This window comes from Leucobacter sp. UT-8R-CII-1-4 (assembly GCF_030010235.1).
Classification (GTDB): Bacteria; Actinomycetota; Actinomycetes; order Actinomycetales; family Microbacteriaceae; genus Leucobacter.
In genome coordinates this window covers 279,671-299,270 of sequence record NZ_JASCRS010000003.1, presented here as the reverse complement: position 1 = coordinate 299,270, position 19,600 = coordinate 279,671, and the positions used below count along the sequence as shown (strand labels likewise).

Here is a 19,600-nt window from a genome sequence, read left to right as displayed (position 1 = left end):
GAGTTATAAGAAATCCGGTGAGCTGCGGTAGTTCTTGAGAGAGTGTTTCTTCTCAAGAATTACAGCATGCAGCTGACGCACTCCGACATATCGGTTCCCTCAAGCGCCATCTGGCGAAGGCGGATGTAGTAGATCGTCTTGATGCCCTTGCGCCATGCGTAGATCTGCGCCTTGTTGATGTCACGGGTGCTTGCAGTGTCCTTGAAGAACAGTGTGAGCGAAAGACCCTGGTCCACGTGCTGAGTTGCCGCAGCGTAGGTGTCGATGATCTTCTCCGGGCCGATCTCGTAGGCATCCTCGTAGTAGTCGAGGTTGTCGTTCGTGAGGAACGGAGCTGGGTAGTACACACGGCCCAGCTTGCCTTCCTTGCGAATCTCAATCTTCGAGGCGATCGGGTGGATCGAGCTCGTCGAGTTGTTGATGTACGAGATTGAACCGGTTGGCGGCACAGCCTGCAGGTTCTGGTTGTAGATACCGTGCTCTTGCACGCTTGCCTTCAGCTCAAGCCAGTCAGCCTGAGTTGGGATATCAACGTTTGCGTCAGCAAACAGCGCACGCACGCGCTCGGTTGCTGGCGCCCACTCCTGCTCGGTGTACTTGTCGAAGAACTCGCCCGAAGCGTACTTCGAGTCGGCGAAGCCCTCAAATACTTGCTTGCGCTCAATCGCGATCTTGTTCGATGCGCGCAGCGCGTGGAACAGCACCGTGTAGAAGTAGATGTTCGTGAAGTCGATGCCTTCTTCGCTGCCGTAGTGCACGTGCTCGCGCGCCAGGTAGCCGTGCAGGTTCATCTGGCCAAGACCAATCGCGTGCGACTTGTCGTTGCCGTCTTCAATCGAACGCACCGAAGAGATGTGGCTCATGTCGCTCACCGCGGTGAGCGCACGGATCGCCAGTTCAACTGCGCCACCGAAGTTGTCGCCGTCCATTGCCATTGCGATGTTCATCGAGCCAAGGTTGCAAGAAATGTCCTTGCCGATCTTGTTGTAGCTCAGATCATCGTTGTAGCTGGTTGGAGTGTTCACCTGCAGAATCTCGCTGCAGAGGTTCGACATGTTGATGCGACCCTTGATTGGGTTCTCGCGGTTCACCGTGTCTTCAAACACGATGTATGGGTAGCCCGACTCGAACTGCAGTTCAGCGATGGTCTGGAAGAAGTGACGCGCACTGATCTTGGTCTTACGGATGCGTGCATCGTCGACCATCTCGTAGTACTTCTCGCTCACGGCGATATCACCGAATGGCACGCCGTACACACGCTCAACGTCGTATGGCGAGAAGAGGTACATGTCTTCGTTCTTCTTCGCGAGTTCGAAGGTAATGTCTGGCACCACGACACCCAGCGAGAGCGTCTTAATACGAATCTTCTCGTCGGCGTTCTCACGCTTGGTGTCGAGGAACTTCATAATGTCTGGGTGGTGTGCGCTCAGGTACACCGCGCCGGCACCCTGACGTGCGCCGAGCTGGTTTGCGTAGCTGAAGCTGTCTTCGAGCAGCTTCATGACGGGAATAATGCCTGAAGACTGGTTCTCAATCTTCTTGATCGGCGCGCCCGACTCACGAATGTTCGAGAGCGAGAGTGCTACTCCGCCGCCGCGCTTTGAGAGCTGTAGCGACGAGTTGATCCCGCGTGAAATCGACTCCATGTTGTCTTCGATACGCAGCAGGAAGCAGGAGACGAGCTCGCCGCGCTGTGCCTTACCGAGGTTCAAGAAGGTCGGGGTTGCTGGCTGGAAGCGACCCGAGATGATTTCGCGAACGTAGCCACGAGCGAGTTCTTCGTCACCCTGGGCAAGGCCCAGTGCAACCATGACGACACGGTCTTCGAAACGCTCAAGGTAGCGCTTGCCGTCAAACGTCTTGAGTGCGTACGAGGTGAAGAACTTGAACGCACCGAGGAAGGTCGGGAAGCGGAACTTCATTGCGTAGGCTTCATCGGTTAACTTCTCGATGAAGGGGATCGAGTACTGCTCGATCAGTTCCTTCTCGTAGTAGTCGTTGTCGATGAGGAACCGCATGCGCTCTTCGAAGTTGTGGAAGAACACGGTGTTCTGGTTCACGTGCTGCAGGAAGTACTGGCGTGCAGCTTCGCGGTCTTTGTCGAACTGGATCTTGCCGTCTGCGTCATACAGATTCAGCATCGCGTTCAGCGAGTGATAGTCCATGTCGCTGACTTTTGAAGAAGCGTGATCGATCACTGCGGCTGTCCCTGCTGATTCCAAAACCGTTCCAATCCTTCTTTGACGGCGCTTACGTCGTCAGGTGTTCCAAAGAGTTCTAAGCGATACAGGTATGGCACCTGCAGCTTTCTCGCGATGATGTCTCCGGCGATGCCATAGGCTTCGCCGAAATTTGTGTTTCCCGCTGCTATTACGCCCCTGCAGAGATTTCGATTGTGCTCGTCGTTGAGGAATCGAATCACTTGCTTTGGTACGGCCCTGGTTTCTGGTCCGCCACCGTAGGTGGGAACGATAAGCACGTAGGGCTCATCTACGACCAGGGGTTCGTCTTTTGCGTAAATCGGGATGCGTTTCGCTGGAAGATCTAGCTTCTCGACGAAACGATGAGTGTTGCCTGAAATGCTTGAAAAGTAGACGAGTGCCGACATTTCTTGCTCATTATCAGCTTCACTGCGCTCAGTGATTGCCGCTGTTGCGGATCCTGTGAAACCAGCCTCAGGCTTCACTGACCCCACCCGAACCTAATCTGCGAGACGGTCAGCGAGCGCCGAGATCTTGTCCGGGCGGAAGCCTGACCAGTGCTCGTCGTCGGTAACCACGACTGGAGCCTGCAGGTAGCCGAGTTCCTTCACGGTCTCGAGCGCTGCTGGGTCTTCTGAAAGGTCGATGATGTCGTATTCGATGCCCTTGCTGTCAAGCGCTCGATAGGTCGCGTTGCACTGCACGCAAGACGGCTTGGTGTACACAGTTGTTGCCATAATTTCGACCTTTCGTGAAAACTTACACGCCTCTGCCGAGGCACTACATATAGTGTGCCACACAAGACCCGACCCCAACATGGTGTAGTTACACCAATGTAGTTTTACAGAGCTTTTCCACCGAATTTGGAATACAATTGGGGAATAACCCTGGCGCAATTCCGCGCATTTTGCGGAGTTATCCACAGGCTCTTAGTCGCCTCAAGATTTTTACTCACACCCCCTTCGCGGCGTGTCGCGCAGAGCCCAAAACCACATCATCTAGTGGAAGCCTCAGCGACCACCACTAGGCCTTGTGTGGTGAGACAAAGCCTACGAGCAACCACCGACATTCACGGGGTTACACGTGATGATAGGGGCGTCCGCCTGCAATCTCTTGCGCCCGGTAGAGCTGCTCGGCGAGGATCAACCGCACCAGTTGGTGCGGAAACACGAGCTTTGACAGACTCCAGACGAAGTCAGCGCGCTCGCGCACCCGATCGTCCACGCCGTAAGCACCGCCGATCACCACTGCAACTTGGCGCGAGGCATCAAAGGCGCCCTGTAGCTTTTTCGCGAGCGCAGGCGAGTCGACGTTTTGCCCGCGTTCATCAAGCAGCACGACGAAGACGTCGCGATCCAACTTCGCCAAAATGCGATCTGACTCTTCGCTGCGCGCAGCCTCGCCCTCACGGGCGGAGTGCGGCAGCAGCTGCCACGAGGTATCAAATGGTTTGCGCAGGCGCTGCTCGTAACGAGTGATCCCGTCGACCACCCAAGATTCATGGCGCTTACCTACCGCAAGAACCTTTACCGACATCCCTAGTCAACCCGCACAGACTCAAGGTACTCAGCGATCCGCCCAATGGCCTCGCTCAACACCGGCACCGTCGGCAGCGACACAAAACGCAGGTGGTCAGGTGTCGGCAGGTTAAAGCCTCGACCATTAGTAACCATCACATGGGTGGCCCGCAGCAGGTCAATCACAAATTGTTGATCGTCTTCGATCGGGTAGCGCGCAGGATCAAGCTTCGGGAAGAGATACATGGCACCGCCTGGCAGCACACAACTCACTCCCGGAATCTCAGTGAGCAATCGGTGCGCGATGTCTCGCTGCTCACGCAGGCGACCACCGGGAGCGCACAGCTCGGCAATGCCGGACCAGTTCGATGCCGGTGAGAGCGCAACCGGAATCGCGTATTGCCCGGGCACGTTCGCGCACATCCGCATGTTTGCGAGCAGAGTCAGACCCTCCAAGAAATCTGCAGCCATCTCGCGGTTACCAGAGGCCAGCAACCAGCCCGATCGGTAGCCCGCTACTCGCTGCACTTTCGAAAGACCACTGAAGGTAAGGCACAGGGTCTCGGTTGCGTGCAGTGCAGCATGCTCGTGCGACGCCTCACCGTAAAGAATATGGTCGTAAATCTCGTCTGCCATCAGCACAAGCCCGTGCTTCTCGGCAAGTGCCGCAAAACCACGCACGAGCTCCGCGGAGTACACCGCGCCCGTCGGGTTGTTCGGGTTGATCAGCACGATGCCCTTGGAGCGATCGGTGATCAGTGACTCGATCGCTGCGAGGTCAGGCATCCAACCGTTCTGCTCATCACAGGGGTAGTGCACCGCGTTGCCGCCCTGCAATGTGACCTGCGCGGTCCACAGTGGGTAGTCGGGCGAGGGCACCAGAATCTCATCACCTGGACTCACGAGCGCCTGCAGCACGAGTGAAATCAATTCGCTCACGCCGTTGCCAATCAGCACATCGTCTGGGCTCACGGCCTGCACACCGAGATCGGTGTAGTGCTGCGCGACTGCTTCGCGCGCTGGCAAGATTCCGCGTGAATCGCTGTATCCCTGAGCGTCAGGCAACCCTGCCCGCAACGCCTCAAGAATCTCAGGTGGGGCCTCGAATCCGAAGGGCGCCGGGTTTCCGATGTTCAGCTTCAGAATCTGGGATCCGGCTCGCTCAAGGCGCTCGGCCTCTTGCAGAATTGGGCCGCGCACGTCGTAACGCACGCCGCTGAGTTTGCTCGATTGGGTGATGTTACGCACGTTCAAAATCCTACTGCGATCTGGCGTGTCGCCCCGACCGGGCAGCACCAGATTCGCGCGCTGGATCGCCCAGCCCTGCTACACAGCAGCGACGAGCGCCACCGATTCACTGAGCTTTGCTGCCGCGGCTTGGTCGATGAACCAGTGCACATTCGGGTGGCTCTGCAACAGACTTGCGGGCAGATCTTCGGTGGTTTCGCCCTCAATAGCTGCTGCGACCGCATCTGCTTTGGCTTCGCCAACCGCGATCACTATGAGCTCACGCGCTTCAAAGATGGTGCCGAGCCCCTGGGTGATGGCCGCTGTCGGCACGTCTTCTGCACGATCAAAGTAGCGTGCGTTGTCTGCCATTGTTGAGGCAGCGAGCTGTACCACGCGTGTACGCGATTGGGCGGGCGATCCTGGTTCATTAAAACCAAGGTGACCGTTTCGTCCGATACCGAGCACTTGCACGTCAACGCCGCCGGCCTCGCGAATAGCGCGTTCATATGCTGCCGGGGCTTCTGGGTCGCCGCTGCCCTGCGGAATCAGCACCAGCTCAGCGTTCAAGCCAGCCCCGGCAACGGCGTCGCGACGAATGACTGCGTGGTAGCTGCGCGAGTCTTCGGGGTCGAGCCCAAGGTATTCGTCGAGTGCGAAACCTCGCACGCGGCTCTGGTCGAGACCGAGTGTGGCAGCGCCCTTACCCCAGGCGTGATAGACCGCTACGGGTGAGGCGCCAGTAGCGAGGCCGATCACGGCTTCGGCGTTTTCGCGCACCTGCGCGATGATGCGTTCGGCAGCGGCCTCTGCGAGTGCCGATTCTGAACTAAAGATATTGATGTGCACGGTGCACTCTCTTTCTACGCCGGGGCGTACTATCGGCTGGTGACTCGCGAGTACACGCAGCCGTCGATGTTCAACGTTTGTGCGACACCGCCAATAACATCGCCAAAGCGTGCTCGTTCTGGTGTGCCGGCTTCGGCGCCAACGGTGAAGGCGTCGTCTCCATTGATCGACACGAGCGGAGTGTCTTCGGTTGGCGCTTCGACTCCGCTATATGCGCGCAGGACGAGCTGTCCGGCAATGCCAGGCTCGGCAGAGACACCAACTTCATAGTGTGGGCACCACGGTGTGTAGCTGCGGTAGTGACCGGAGAGCCGAGCTTGTTCTTCGTTGCCTGGTGAGAGCGGTGCACGTTTTACTCGCAACGCTGCTACTGGGTTGTCGGCACCTGCCGCGATCGTGCCACTGTGCTCACGAACGAGTTCGGCGTGCACAGCGCGTGCCAGCAGTTCAGCGTGGGGCCATTCTCCCGGGGTGCTGAGCGTGACGGCCACCGTAATGTCTGAGTCAGGGTGCGCGATCAGGAAGGCACCGTATCCGATCATGCCGCCGCCGTGCGTGAGCAGAGTGCCAAGATCGGTGGGTTCGACGTTTACGCCGAGGCCGTAGCGCGCTTCGTTTACTGTGAGGTGCGGGCCGGCTCCAAGAATGTCTTCACCGCTAGGTGCGGTGGGGGTCGCGATTGCCGCAACCGCGGCTGGGAGCCAGGGGGCTCGCCCGGTGAAGCTTTCGGGGTTGCTCAGGGCGCGCCCAAACTGCAATAGTTCGAGTGCGCTCGCCGCAACGTTGCCGTCGGCGCCCGCCGGTTCGACCCAGCTTTGCTCGCTCAGGGCCGCTCCCGGTTCCCACTGCGCATCATCCCGACTTGGCACGGTGCCTGGGCAAAGCTGCTCACGTTCTGCGCCGGTGATGCTCGCGATTGCGCCAGGTATGCCAAGCGGCACAAAGAGCTGTTCGCGCAAGAGCGCCGCAAAGCTTGTGCCGGTTGCTTCGGCGAGCGCGAGGCCGAGCACTACGTATCCCACATTTGAGTAGTGAAAACGCTCGCCCGGTGCGGTTACCGCACGAGATTCAGTGAGCGAAAGCGCCTGTGCGACTTCTCCAGGGGCAGCAGAGTTGCCCGCGATCCAGCCTGCGGTGTGCGCAAGCAGGTGTCTGAGCGTTGGATCACCCGCACCTTCGGGCAGCACTAGCCACGGCAGGTGGTCGCGAACCGGGCTGTCTAGCGCAATCTTGCCCTCGACTTCGAGCCGGGCTGCGGCGAGAGCAGCTACGGTTTTTGAAATTGAGCCGATTTCGAATCGGTCACGAGGATCTACGGGCGCACCGTTTGGCCCGCGTGTGCCGAAGGCACGAGTCTCGATTGTTTCGCCGCGCGAAATCGCGACGCTTCCTCCGCTCACCGGAGCAGAGGTGAGTAGCGCGTTGATCAGGGCGCCGATGGGTTGCGCGTGCAGTATGCCGGTCTGGGCTGCGTTGTCAGGTGTTGCTTCGTTCACTGTGCTGCCTCTCGGGTAGCGGCAACACGTTCGCGCTCACGCCCAAGATCGCCCTCGTGCCGAGCGGCGAGCTGTTGCCACAGCTCCGTTTGTGCTGCCGAGGGTGTGAACCGTGAGCGTTCGGTGTTGCGTTCAGGTAGTGGGAGTCCGATGCCTTCAAGCAGTGCGTCGATTGCTCCGAGAGCTGAGTGATCCGCGTCGCTCACATCAGCAAGCACTTCACGACCGCACGCGTCTGCGAGGTCTTGCAACATTTGTGGCGATGTCAGTGAGCTGCCCGAGGCAATAATGCGCCCCTGGTCGCTCGCGGCAATCGCAAGTATGCAGCGTCGGAGTTCGAGAACGACTCCGGTGAGCAAGCCGCGCATGAGTGCACCTCTGCTGGTGCCGAGGGTGATCCCTTGGAAGGAAGCGAAAATGTTTGGCTCCCAGAGCGCTCCCTGTTCGCCCGGCCCAAGGTAGGGCAGCACGCTCGGGGCCGCGAGGTGGTCTACCTCGATCGCTTCTGCAATAAGGTCTGCGACGCTCGCTGCACCCGTGAGGCTTGCCAACCATTGGAAGGCTGATCCGGTGGCAACCAGATCCATTTCGAGGCCGTAACCGCCTCGGGCCAGCGGGGTGACGAGGGCCCTGCCGTCTGGGTGAATTTCAAGTTCGGTGTGGGTACCAAGCACTACGGTGCTGGTGCCCGAGATAATTGCGACGTCGAGCCCGGGCCTCGTGCCAAGCGCTTCTGCGCCAAGCACTGAGTCGGCACCGCCGAGTGCGACAGGAATGCCCGCACGCACGCCGATGAGTCTTGCGACTCCAGCGTCGAGGCCGCGCGACGCGGTTGATGGCACTACTGGCGGCAATTCTGGCCAGGGTCCGGTGGCATAGTCACCGGTGGTGAGGTCGTAGACCCCGCTGCCCGCCGCGGTAGAGGGGTCGGTGAGCAGTTCGCCTGTGAGCTGCTCAAATAGGTAGTCTTTTGCGCCGGCAAGTCGTGTGGTGCGTGCGGCGACCTCGGCGTCTTGCTCGCGCAGTCGCAGGTACATCGGCACCAGGTATCGCCCGTCAAATTGCTGTCCGGTGCGCTGGTAGGCGACGGCTGCGGGGTGTTCTTGTCTCAGCCATTCAGCTTCGGCTTCGGCTCTGGTGTCTTCCCAGACGATGGCGTTGCCAACCGGTTCACCGTCTGCATCGAGGCAGACCAGGGTCGGCAGCATCGCCGAGAGTCCGATGCCTACCCAACGTTCTGCCCCGGTTGCGGCGGCGAGACGCGCCAGTGCGCCTATCGCCGCCGCCATCCAATCTTGCGGTGCCTGTTCGGCTGCACCGAGTTCTGGTCGGTGCGTTGGGTACGGCTGCCGCTCCCTGAAGAGCACCCGGCCGGACTGGACCCCGACCGCTATTGCTTTGAGGCTTGAGGTGCCTAGGTCGAGTCCGATCGCGATGCCCTCGGGAGGCGTCATGCCGCGCCCTTTCTTCGTTGAATCGCTTAGCGCGAGAATTCCTGCTTGAGCACCTTCATGGCACCTGCTGCGGCCTCAAGGGTGTCGTCGATGTCACGGTCGTCGTGCACAAGCGACACAAAGAGGTTCTCAAACTGTAGCGGGTGGAACAGTACGCCGCGCACAAGCATTTCTTCGTACCAGCGCTTGAACACGCCCTCGCGGGTGTTTGCGACTGCGTCACGCCAGTTCTTGATCGGGCCGTCTGCGAACCAGAGCTGGAACACGGTACCGAGTCCGGTGACATACGCGTCGATTCCGTTCTCGTTGGCAATCGATTCGAGACCGCGCGCAAGGCGATCACCGAGTGCTCGCTGGCGCTCGTAGAGCCCTGGCTCTGCGAGCAGATCCATCGTTGCCGAGACTGCTGCACACTGCACGACGTTTGCGTTGTAGGTGCCCGAGTGCGAGTAGGTGCCGTCTGCGATCAGGCGCATTGCTTCCTTGGTGCCGCCGATTGCTGCAACTGGGAAGCCTCCGCCAACACCCTTTGCATAGGTGGTCAGGTCGGGAATCACGCCGTAGTACTCGTGGGCTCCGCCGCGGGCGATACGGAAGCCGGTGATGACCTCGTCAAAGATCAGCATTGCGCCGTACTTCTGGGTTTCGCTGCGTAGCAGCTCCAGGTAGCCGGGCTCTGGCAGGATGCAACCGGTGTTGAGTACTGCTGGCTCGGTGATTACGGCAGCGATTTCCTCACCGCGCTCTTCCATCAGCTTGACGAAGCTCTCTGCATCGTTCCAGGTCAGCACAACGAGGGTTTCCTCGAGTTCTGCTGGCACACCAAGACCCATTGCGACTGGGCGTGGGCGGTCCGCTGGGCCTGCCTTGTCCAGGTCAACGTGGTTCGACCAGTAGACGCTGTCCTGCCAGCCGTGGTACAGGCCCTCGAAGCGAACGATGATGCGACGACCGGTGGTTGCCCGGGCGATGCGGATCGCCTGGCCAACTGCTTCAGATCCCGAGTTCGCGAAACGAACCTGTTCAACGCCGGGAACCGCTGCGACGACTTTTTCAGATGCCTCAATCTCGAGTTCGTAGGGCAGTCCGAAGCTGGTGCCCTGCTCCTGGATCGCCTTGACGACGGCTTCGGTGACAACCGGGTGGCGGTGGCCAAGAATGTCTGGTCCTAGGCCAAGCAGGTAGTCGACGTATTCGTTGCCGTCTACGTCGGTGATGCGTGAGCCCTGACCCTGTTCGATGAACAGCGGGTATGGGTTCCAGCCGTTGCGCGGCAGACGCGCGGTGCTGCCTGCGCCGCCGGGAATCGTGAGCTTTGCGCGCTCAAAAAGTTCGCGAGAACGCGCGGTGCGCGATGGGAACGCTGAATCAAATGTGAGGTCCACGTTGAGCCTTTCAATTACCGCGGAGGAAACCCCGCCGCTATCTTGTTATACCAAGCATATACACACTTGTCATGTGTATGCAATCCCTGCGCACTGCGCCGGTGCAGCGAACAGGGATTGCAACGGTGCAAAACTTCACCGCGAGACAACGCGCGACTAACGAAGTGAGCCAGCAGCCCAGGCACGCATGGCCTCAGCAACCGCAAACGTCATCGCGCCCGTCGGACCCTCAGGCCAGCCAGCGATTGATGATTCGAGGTACGCGACGCCGCCAATGTCTAGGTGACCCCAGGGAACCTCGCCCACGAACTCCGCCAAGAACGTCGCAGCGTGGCGACCAACATCCGGCCTGTCCATCGGCGCGTTTTTCGCATCGGCAACCCGGCTCTCAAGAACTTCATCTTCTCCGTAGGGCAGTGGGATCGCCCAAAGCGGATCAACCGCTTCGTCACCAAGGCGCTGCAATTGCGCGGCGAACTCGGCATCGTTTGACCACAGACCAGCTCGTCGAAGACCAGCACCCCCATCGGTCAGTGTGCCCATATCAATCACTGCGGCAGCACCCTGCTTGCGCAGCCAGGCAAGCCCATCGGCAATCACGAGACGACCCTCGCAGTCGGTGTCTACCACCTCGGTCGTGCGACCGTCTGGGTGCGTAATAACATCGCCTGGGCGCACCGAGCTGCCCGACACCGCATTGTCACAGAGCGGAAGAATCACCTCAACCGGCGCACCGGCCTCGCTCGTGCGCGAAGCAAGCACAAGGGCAGCCGCGACCGTGGCAGCCGCAGCCATATCGCTCTTCATCCAAGCAAGCTCGCCCGAATCACGCTTCACGTTCAGACCGCCGGTATCAAAGGTAATTCCCTTGCCCACCACACCGAGCGTTGCATCTGACCCGGTCGCGGCCGATCCAGCCCAGCGCAGTTTCGCTACGTATGGCGGCCGTGCCGATCCACCGCCAACTGCGTTAACCGCACCAAAACCGCGCGAGGCCGCCTCTTCCGCCGTCCACAATTCGACGTCAACGCTACGACCCATCTCGTTCACCAGGCGCACAATTTCTGCCCCCAGCTGCTCGGGCCCAAGCAGATTCGCGGGACGCTCCGAGAGCATCCGCACCCAGGCGCGAGCACGCACACCAAGTTCGGCAGCCTCAGAAACGGCCACGCCGTCACCGAACACCGGCCTACGGGCTTCATTGAGCGCGGCAGCGGGTTCTTGAGTCGCGAGCCAAACTCCCGCCCACAGCGCATCGCGAAGCGAAGCAATCAGGTGGCCGGTATCACTCGAGCCGTCGACACGACCAGAGAACCAAATAGTGCCAAGGCCAGCGCTTGCCCCGCCGAGGCGAAGCCCAGCCTCAAGGAGACGCTCGGCCGTGCTTGGCGCACCGGGGCCGCGGTGCACTGGGGGCAGCGCACACACGGCCACGGTGGCCGGGCCAGCGGGCGCAGGGACCACAATCTTCCCGGGATCCGCATTGCGTTCGGTCGGCAACGCAGCAGCAACCGCCGCCGCGAGGTCACGCTCACTCAGCTGCAGAGCCGCAGCAAGACCAGCGATTCCGTCCGACGCCGGGCGTTGCCCGTCGGTATCCCACTCGTTTCCGAGCAATAGAAGATGCGATGCCTGCACGTCGCGCCCTTTCCTTTAGTTTTCTACTCGATGCACACCTGTGAGAGTCTGCGTCGAAAGGTTGTTAATCGATCCAATCAGCGGCGAAAGCACAAAGCCATCCCACGCTGGGTTGTAAGCCTCGATAACGTTCGGGTAGGCGTACACGATGTACGGGCGATCATCGAAGATAACCTGCTGCATCTCATCGATAATTGCGTGACGCTTTTCAACATCAAGCTCAGTGCCCTGTGCCTTGTAGAGCTCGTCGTAGGCCGGGTTGCAGTAGCCGCTATCGGAGTTACCGCCGAGCGAATCGCAGGTGAGCGTGCTCAGAATGAAGTCTGGCTCGTAGGGTGGCGCCCAGTTCCACATTGCGATGTCGAAATCGAGGTATTTGTTCTCTGGGGCGGTGATGGCATCCCAAGCAGCATCAGAGTCCATCTTGCGCTGCTCGACCTTAATGCCAAGCTGTTCCCAGCCGCGCTGCATGGTCTGGAACGCACGGTCACCCGAACCCGATTCTGCGGTTGGGAAGATCAGCTCGTAAGCCATACGCTCGCCATCGGCGACACGCACACCGTCTGCGCCCGGCAGGTAGCCGAGGTCATCAAGGATCTTGTTACCTGCCTCAATATCGAATGGCAAGCCCGGCAGTTCTTCGTTCTTAAAACCTGAGATTGGAGCAAGCAGGGTCGAACCCGGCTCTGCATGACCGAGGTAGGTCTGCTCAACGATTTCGTTGCGGTCGATGCCATATTCAAGCGCTTTGCGCACCTCAGGGTTGAGCAGTTCGCGATGCGAAGTCTTCTCTGGGTTGGTGTTGATGATGACGTTCTTAATTGACACGCTCTGCCCGGTTTGCACGACCATGCCGTCTGACTTGAGCTTTTCAACCGCTGTAGGCGGAGTAGTGAGACCAACCATGTCAACCTGGCCGCTCTTCAGAGCAGACACCATTGCGTCATCGTTCGCGAAGAACTGCAGACCCCAGCCATCAATTTCTGGCGCTTTGCCGTACCAGCTCGGATTGGTCTTAAACATCATCATCTGGTCCTTTTTGTAGGACTCAAGTGTGAATGGACCGCCCGAAACAATCGGTGGAGCATTGTCAAAGCTAGTGATATCGATGCCGTCACCGGTCGCCTTTGGCGCCCAGATGTGCTCTGGCAAGATGTGCAGCGCCTGCACCTGGGTCAACACATTCGCGACGGGCGCGTCATAGGTGAAAACCACAGTGTTGGCGTCGGTAGCTTCAGCATTGTTCAGGTGCGCAACCCAGCCCGAGAGAATACCGGTTGGGCCATTTGCGTACTCAAGAATCATGTTTGCGGTGAAGGCGACATCCTCAGCGTCGAGGGCCTCTCCATCGCTCCACTTAACGTCTTTTACCGTGTTGAAGGTCCAGACGGTGCCGTCTTCGTTGGTCTCCCAGGACTCTGCAAACGAGGGGACGATCTCAAGATTCTCGTCATACTCAGTGAGGTGCGGGTACACGTACTGGTACATCACGCTCGAGTAGTCAGAATCCGAGACGAAGGGGTTCAAGGAGTCAACCACTGCGGTTGAGCCAACTCGCAAGAAGTTGCCGTTTCCTCCCCCTGAGCCACCTGGCGAACAAGCGGCGACTGATACAACTAGTGCGGCTGCGGCTGCTAAAGCCATACCCGCGCGTACTGCGATCTTCATTGATCCTCCATCGACTGCTTGGTACGCGCGGCTCGCGCACCTGCCTCAGTAGGCTTAGCATACTATATGGCGCTACTTCTCATATAGGCAGTAATGTAGTTCCATCGCCCGAAGTAATTTCGGGCCGCACGCACCGCTGCTGCACTGAAAGGAACATTGATGCATCGAGGACGATATATCTGGCGCAGGACACTGTTTGCGCTCGTCACGGTCTTCGTTGCCGTGACCATCAACTTCCTGCTCTTCCGAATCTTGCCGGGCTCAGCCGCCAATAGACTCTCTCGAGTTCCAGGCGCCTCTGCCGAGATGAAGGCAGCACTTGAAGCGCAATTCGGCATCGACAAGCCGCTCTGGGAGCAGTACGTGCTCTACATCAAGGGCCTCTTCACCGGCAATCTGGGTATCTCCTTCTCCAACCGGCAGCCCGTTGCATCAAATCTTGCCGATGCCTTTATGAACACGCTCCCACTCGTACTCACCGGCACGATCATTGCGCTCATCATCGGCATCACCTTAGGTGTGCTGAGCGCCGTGCGTCGAGGCACGTTCTTTGACCACGCGATGACCAACATCTCGGTGCTCTTCTACGCGTTCCCCACCCAGTTTGTTGGCGCCATGCTGCTGATCTTCTTCGCAGGCGTGCTGCCATCGGCAGGCATGGCCGATCCATTCGCCATAGCGCTCAGCCCCGGTGAACAATTCGCAGACAGACTGCGGCACTTGATATTGCCGGTGACCACACTCGCGCTGACCCTCTACGCCGAATACCTGCTGATCATTCGATCCTCGGTACTAGAAACCCTCGGCGAGGATTACGTGCTCACCGCGCGCGCCAAAGGTTTGCCTCGCGGCCGCATCATTCGCTCATACTCGGTTCGCAACGCCATGCTGCCAACCGTCACGATGATTGCACTCGCCCTCGGAACAGTGGTGAGCGGCGCAATCCTCATCGAGGTCATTTACTCCTGGCCAGGCATTGGCCGCGAGCTTTACCAAGCGGTACTGCAACGTGACTATCCGATGCTGCAAGGCGGGTTCCTCGTGATCACCATTACCGTTGTCATCTTCAACTACCTCGCCGACCTCGCATACGCGTGGCTCGACCCACGAGTCTCAGATTAAGCAGGGAGCAAAACCATGACCTCACCAGGCACCACCGTTTTCTCACTGCCGCGCAAGCGTAGGCCTCGCGATCGCCGCCGCGGCGCATTCGCCACAGCTATTCGGCAGCCGAGCGCCATCATCGGCCTCGCCATCATCGCCGGCTTCTTACTGATGTCGATCTTCGCCCCGGTACTCACCCCCTACTCCGGCAACGAGGTGAGCTGCGGAGTCTTCGAAGCACCATCGTCAGCGCACTGGTTCGGCTGCGACGATGGCGGAGTTGACGTGCTCACCCTCGTGCTTGAGGGCGGTCGCGTCTCGATGTGGGTGGGCTTCACTGCAGCTCTCATCGCGATTGTGATCGGCTCTGCTGTTGGCATCATTTCTGGTTACTTCGGCGGCTGGGTTGATTCGGTTCTCATGCGGATCACCGATTACTTCCTCGTGATTCCTCAGATCGTGCTGATGATCGTAATCGCGGCGGTCTGGGGCCCCAGCCTCAACCACGTGATCATCGTGATCGGCGTGCTGATGTGGACTGGCACCGCGCGTATTGTTCGTTCACAGGTGAAGAGCCTGCGCGAACGCGTTTACGTGCGCCGAGTCGAAGCGCTCGGCGGAAGTCACCTGCGCATCATCATGCGGCACATTCTGCCGCAGCTCGGTCCCCTGCTTGCCGCAAGCGGCGTGCTAGCCATCACCGTGGCAATCTTCAACGAAACCGCACTCGCCTTCCTGGGCCTCTCAGATCCGAACACCGTGACCTGGGGCGTGATCATGGAACGCGCCTTCACCCGCGCAGCCATTAGCACCGGTGCGTGGTGGGCCATCGTGCCCGCTGGCATCGCAGTCGCGCTGCTGATTCTCGGTTGCTATCTTGTCGGTCGCGCAATCGAAGACGCACTCAACCCGCGCCTGAAGATCTCGCACCTCGCACTGCGCACCTGGGCGATTCGCCCACTTGGCTCGACCGAAGATGCCAAGCCGCGCGATCCGGTGAAACGCAAAAACCGAAGCGCAGCCGACACAACCGCCACCACAGACAAGACGAACGGAGCGGGCGAATGACCGCAGCAGACACCACCCCGGTTCTTGAGATTCGTGATCTGCGTGTCTGGTTCGCAAACGACCAGGGCGAAGACATTGAGACTGTGCACGGCATCAACCTGAGCCTCGCACCGGGCGAGCGACTGGGCTTAGTCGGCGAGTCAGGCTGCGGCAAAACCACCACGATTCTCGCGGCCCTCGGCCTCTTGCCCGCAAATGCGACAGTAAGTGGCCAGATTCTGCTTGAGGGCAAAGACATCATTGCTGGCGGCGATGCGACCGTGCGCCCTCATCGCTGGAAAGACATTGCGATGGTGTTCCAGGGCGCGATGAGCGCGTTCAACCCGGTGAAGACAATTGGCTGGCAGATCGAAGAGGCGCTGCGTTTTCACGGATTCGCTCGGGAAAGCATTGCCGAGCGCGTTCGCGAGCTGCTCGGCCTTGTTGGCCTGCCTGAAGGCACCGAGAAGCGCTACCCGCATGAGCTTTCTGGTGGCATGAAGCAGCGCGCGGTTATCGCGATGGCGCTCTCTTGTGAGCCGAAAGTGCTGCTCGCCGACGAGCCCACCACGGCGCTCGACGTGGTGGTACAGGATCAGATTCTGAAGCTCCTCGTTGAGCTTTCTGACCGTCTCGGCCTCGCTGTGATTCTGGTAACCCACGACCTTGGTGTGGTTGCGCAGAGTTGTTCTCGGGCAGCCGTCATGCAGGCGGGCGAAATTGTTGAGGTGGGCGAGGTTGAACAGCTTTATCGCAACCCTGCCCATCCATACACCCGCACGCTTTTTGAATCGACCCCCGATATCGCGCAGGTTGCGACAGCCGATCGCGCAGAAAGCACCACTGGTGCGACGAGTGCGGCTGGCAGTAAACCTGAGCCGTTGCTCTCGGTGAGCAACCTCACGGTGCACTACGCCGGCAAGCGCGATCACCTTGCGGTTGATGGGATTTCGTTCAGCGTTGAGCGCGGCGAAATGGTGGCGCTGGTGGGCCAGTCTGGCTGTGGGAAGACGACCACCCTGCAGTCGATTATGGGCCTCGTGCCCGAGGCGACAGGCAGCATCTCCGTTGATGGCATTGCGGCTCTTGGTGCGCGCAGAAAAGAACGCAAAACCTTGCGTTCCAAGGTGCAGCCAATCTTCCAGGACCCGTACGAGTCGCTCGATGTGCGCTTCACTGTCGCTGACACCCTTGAAGAGCCGCTGCTGATTCACCGGGTCGGAGGCAGTCGGGCTGAGCGTATGCAGCGGATCGAGGCGGCTCTCGAATCGGTTGGCCTCACCCCCGTTGAGAACTACCTGTATCGATACCCGCACCAGCTTTCGGGCGGTCAGCGGCAGCGCGTCGCGATCGCTTCGGGACTCGTGCTCACGCCCTCGCTGCTGTTGGCAGATGAGCCGGTCAGCATGCTCGACGTATCGGTGCGCTCGGGTGTGTTGAAACTGCTTGCAGATCTCAAAGACTCTGCGGGCCTTGGCATTTTGATGATCACACACGATCTTTCGACTGCGGCGGAGTACGCCGACCGAATTATTGTGATGCGCGAGGGCCGAATCATTGAGTCAGGCACGCCAGACGAGGTGGTGAATCACCCGCGGGATCCGTATACCCAGTTGCTCATCAACAGCATTCCGAGCCCAGACCCTGCGCACTCAAACGCGTAGTATTCGGGCAAAAACGTGGGGGCCGCACCTTATCTTTGAGAGGTGCGGCCCCCACGTTTTGCTCGGACGCCTGTGCGGCCAGCTTCTGGCTGTCGGCGGCTGATCGCTTATTCGCCGCCCAGCGCACGCACTCCCCATGAGCCAACTGACTCGGGGTTCAATAGGCGCGGTGTGGAGCGTGAGCCCTGCACGTAAAACAAGAACTCGTCGGCCCGGTAGGACTGCTGGTACGAGTCGAAGGCAACATCGTCTTCGGTGTAGCTCACACCGCGCACGCGCATCACAGTGTCGTTTGGTCCGAGCCCGAGCAGTTCTCGTTCCCACTGACTTGGGCGATCCACTTGAAACACCTGCTCTGCGTAGGCTTCAGAGATGCCGTGGCGTTCTTCGAGCAGTTCATAGAGCGAGCGGCCTTCGGCCAGCTGTTCTTCGTCAAGCGCGGGCACGAGGCTCAGCGGTAGGGTTGCGCGCTCGGCGACGGTTTCGCGGCCGTCGCGTAGGCGCACACGGGTAATCTCCCAGACCGGCTGCCCTTCTTGAATGTCGAGCGCACGAACGTGATTGCGGCTCGGCATACCCACAGCGATGCGCACCAGCTTGGTTGAAAACTCAACTGGGCGTTCATCTTGCGAGATTGTGCCCAGCAGTGCGCCCGCGCGACCGGGCTGACTGATCAAGCGCGGTTTTGCAACAAAAGTGCCGAGGCCCTGGTGGCGCTCGATTACGCCGTCGTGGTCGAGTTCGTCGAGCGCTCTGCGCACCGAGATCACACTTACGTCAGCAAGTTTTGTGAGTTCTGCCGTGCTGGGCAGTTTGTCGCCTGGCTCTAGGCCATCCTCTTCAATGAGGCGCAGTACAAGGTCGTAGACGCGCTGGTAGCGCAGCTCTCGACCGGCTGCCGGCTGGGGTGGTGTCGGCACACCCGATGTTGTCGTTGCCAACGCGATACCTCCGGTTTACACCATCGTGAACTTATAATTCGTCAACCTAGAGTAGCAAGCTATTGTCTCGTCATATACTGCTAGGTATAACAAGAATCCAGGAGGACTCATGACCGCAGCGCCAGCACACGACTCTCACGCGGCACGCCTGAGCGGAATGCTGCCCGAGCACAGCGACGTCTCGGCCAGTGGCGAACTTCGAATTGGCGGCGTCGCCATCACCGAACTCGCCGAACAATTCGGCACACCGCTGCATGTGTTTGATGAGCAGGGACTTCGCGAACAAGCCCGTCGATTTGTCACCGGCCTGCGCGAACGCTGGCCAAACTCCGACGTGCTCTTCGCCTCAAAATCACTACCCGCCGTCGGCATGTACCAGATCGCCCAAGAAGAGGGACTCGCCGTCGATGTGGCCGGCGCTGGCGAACTGCACCTCGCCCTCGCAGCCGGTGTCGATCCAGCGCGCATCTACTTTCATGGCAACGCGAAAACCAGCGAAGAACTCGCGTTTGCTATTGAACGCGGTGTTGGCACCATCATCGTTGACAACGAAGACGAGTTGGATCGCCTAGACGCACTGCTCACCGAGCCTCAGGCGCTGCTGCTTCGCGTGATCCCAGGCGTCGAGGCCGAAACTCACGCCTCACAAGCCACCGGCGGCACCCGCTCAAAGTTTGGCCTGCCGATGGATCAGGCCCTCGCGGCCATCGCGCGCATGCGCACGCACCCGATGATGCGTTTCGAGGGCGTGCACTTGCACATCGGCTCGCAGATCCTGAACACCACGCAATTCGCCGAAGCCGTTGCAAAGATCTCAACCGCTGGCGAGTTTCCTACCTACGACATTGGCGGCGGCCTCGGGGTGCGCTACACCCACAGTGATGATGCGCCAAGCGTCGAGTCATACCTCGACGCAATTGTCGCCGCTGCCCGAGCACACCTGCCAGCTGACGCGCGCCTGCTGATCGAACCCGGTCGCTCGCTCGTGGCACGCGCCGGTGTCAGCGTGTACCGTGTGGTTTCTGTGAAACGCACCGGTCAGGTGTTCGTCGCCGTCGACGGCGGCATGGCAGATCAGCTTGATGTTGCGCTCACTCAGCAGCGCTACGAGGCGATACTCGCGAACCGCGCCGATGAGGCTGCTGCCGAGAGCGTGCAGTTGGTCGGCCGACAGTGCGAGTCGGGCGATCTGCTGATTGACGGAGCTGAGTTGCCACGCGCAGAGGTCGGTGATGTGCTGGTCATGGCGACCACAGGCGCCTACTCGTACACCACTTCAAACAATTACAACGGCGCGCTCAAGCCAGCCATTGTTTTTGTGAGCGAAAGCAAAGCACGACTGGTCACTCGCCGCGAGACCTACGCCGACCTGCTCGCTACACACGCACCCGCTCTCGAAAGCTAACCAA

16 protein-coding genes are annotated in these 19,600 nt (G+C 59.8%); 4 read left to right on the top strand and 12 right to left on the bottom strand.

Annotation, left to right across the window (positions count from 1 at the left end; all coding sequences use genetic code 11):
- Positions 1 to 59: 59 nt before the first annotated feature.
- From nrdE to QBL02_RS08640, 11 genes are all read right to left on the bottom strand, one after another.
- Complete coding sequence (gene nrdE, locus QBL02_RS08690; RefSeq protein WP_282726210.1) at positions 60 to 2,165, bottom strand: class 1b ribonucleoside-diphosphate reductase subunit alpha; 2,106 nt, start codon at positions 2,163 to 2,165, stop codon at positions 60 to 62.
- Positions 2,166 to 2,194: 29 nt separating this feature from the next.
- Positions 2,195 to 2,608, bottom strand: a complete 414-nt coding sequence (nrdI, locus tag QBL02_RS08685; RefSeq protein WP_282726209.1) for a class Ib ribonucleoside-diphosphate reductase assembly flavoprotein NrdI — start codon at positions 2,606 to 2,608, stop codon at positions 2,195 to 2,197.
- Between the two features lie 93 nt (positions 2,609 to 2,701).
- The gene (gene nrdH / locus QBL02_RS08680) at positions 2,702 to 2,938 is read right to left on the bottom strand and encodes a glutaredoxin-like protein NrdH (protein ID WP_282726020.1); all 237 of its coding nucleotides are present in this window, start codon (positions 2,936 to 2,938) and stop codon (positions 2,702 to 2,704) included.
- A gap of 340 nt (positions 2,939 to 3,278) precedes the next feature.
- Entirely contained in the window at positions 3,279 to 3,737 is a 459-nt protein-coding gene (gene rlmH, locus QBL02_RS08675; RefSeq protein WP_282726019.1) for a 23S rRNA (pseudouridine(1915)-N(3))-methyltransferase RlmH, read from the bottom strand.
- Between the two features lie 2 nt (positions 3,738 to 3,739).
- Complete coding sequence (locus QBL02_RS08670; protein ID WP_282726018.1) at positions 3,740 to 4,966, bottom strand: pyridoxal phosphate-dependent aminotransferase; 1,227 nt, start codon at positions 4,964 to 4,966, stop codon at positions 3,740 to 3,742.
- Between the two features lie 78 nt (positions 4,967 to 5,044).
- The gene (locus tag QBL02_RS08665) at positions 5,045 to 5,794 is read right to left on the bottom strand and encodes a glucosamine-6-phosphate deaminase (RefSeq protein WP_282726016.1); all 750 of its coding nucleotides are present in this window, start codon (positions 5,792 to 5,794) and stop codon (positions 5,045 to 5,047) included.
- 29 nt (positions 5,795 to 5,823) lie between these two features.
- Positions 5,824 to 7,290 carry a serine hydrolase domain-containing protein gene (locus QBL02_RS08660; protein ID WP_282726014.1) on the bottom strand — a complete coding sequence of 489 codons (1,467 nt, stop codon included), beginning with the start codon at positions 7,288 to 7,290 and terminating at the stop codon, positions 5,824 to 5,826.
- Positions 7,287 to 8,744: an FGGY-family carbohydrate kinase gene (locus QBL02_RS08655; protein WP_282726013.1), complete on the bottom strand. Its 1,458-nt coding sequence runs from the start codon at positions 8,742 to 8,744 to the stop codon at positions 7,287 to 7,289. Before QBL02_RS08655 ends, QBL02_RS08660 begins: the two co-directional genes overlap by 4 nt.
- Positions 8,745 to 8,770: 26 nt before the next feature.
- Positions 8,771 to 10,129: a glutamate-1-semialdehyde 2,1-aminomutase gene (locus QBL02_RS08650; protein ID WP_282726012.1), complete on the bottom strand. Its 1,359-nt coding sequence runs from the start codon at positions 10,127 to 10,129 to the stop codon at positions 8,771 to 8,773.
- 156 nt (positions 10,130 to 10,285) lie between these two features.
- Entirely contained in the window at positions 10,286 to 11,767 is a 1,482-nt protein-coding gene (locus QBL02_RS08645; RefSeq protein WP_282726011.1) for a M17 family metallopeptidase, read from the bottom strand.
- A gap of 15 nt (positions 11,768 to 11,782) precedes the next feature.
- A complete protein-coding gene (locus QBL02_RS08640; RefSeq protein WP_282726010.1) occupies positions 11,783 to 13,435 on the bottom strand; it encodes an ABC transporter substrate-binding protein in 1,653 nt (550 codons plus the stop codon).
- A gap of 159 nt (positions 13,436 to 13,594) precedes the next feature.
- Here QBL02_RS08640 and QBL02_RS08635 point away from each other — a divergent pair, with 159 nt between their 5' ends.
- Genes QBL02_RS08635 through QBL02_RS08625 form a run of 3 tightly spaced genes read left to right on the top strand, consistent with a single transcriptional unit; the run spans position 13,595 to position 17,250 of the window.
- Positions 13,595 to 14,557, top strand: a complete 963-nt coding sequence (locus tag QBL02_RS08635) for an ABC transporter permease (protein ID WP_282726009.1) — start codon at positions 13,595 to 13,597, stop codon at positions 14,555 to 14,557.
- A gap of 15 nt (positions 14,558 to 14,572) precedes the next feature.
- The gene (locus QBL02_RS08630) at positions 14,573 to 15,607 is read left to right on the top strand and encodes an ABC transporter permease (protein ID WP_282726008.1); all 1,035 of its coding nucleotides are present in this window, start codon (positions 14,573 to 14,575) and stop codon (positions 15,605 to 15,607) included.
- Positions 15,604 to 17,250 (top strand): ABC transporter ATP-binding protein, encoded by a 1,647-nt coding sequence (locus QBL02_RS08625; RefSeq protein ID WP_282726007.1) that lies wholly within the window; start codon positions 15,604 to 15,606, stop codon positions 17,248 to 17,250. The genes QBL02_RS08630 and QBL02_RS08625 overlap by 4 nt, the downstream gene beginning before the upstream one ends.
- Before the next feature lie 107 nt (positions 17,251 to 17,357).
- Here QBL02_RS08625 and QBL02_RS08620 read toward each other — a convergent pair whose 3' ends face one another.
- Entirely contained in the window at positions 17,358 to 18,191 is an 834-nt protein-coding gene (locus QBL02_RS08620; protein WP_282726006.1) for a GntR family transcriptional regulator, read from the bottom strand.
- A gap of 109 nt (positions 18,192 to 18,300) precedes the next feature.
- Here QBL02_RS08620 and lysA point away from each other — a divergent pair, with 109 nt between their 5' ends.
- Positions 18,301 to 19,596 (top strand): diaminopimelate decarboxylase, encoded by a 1,296-nt coding sequence (gene lysA, locus QBL02_RS08615; protein ID WP_282726005.1) that lies wholly within the window; start codon positions 18,301 to 18,303, stop codon positions 19,594 to 19,596.
- Positions 19,597 to 19,600 lie beyond the last annotated feature (4 nt).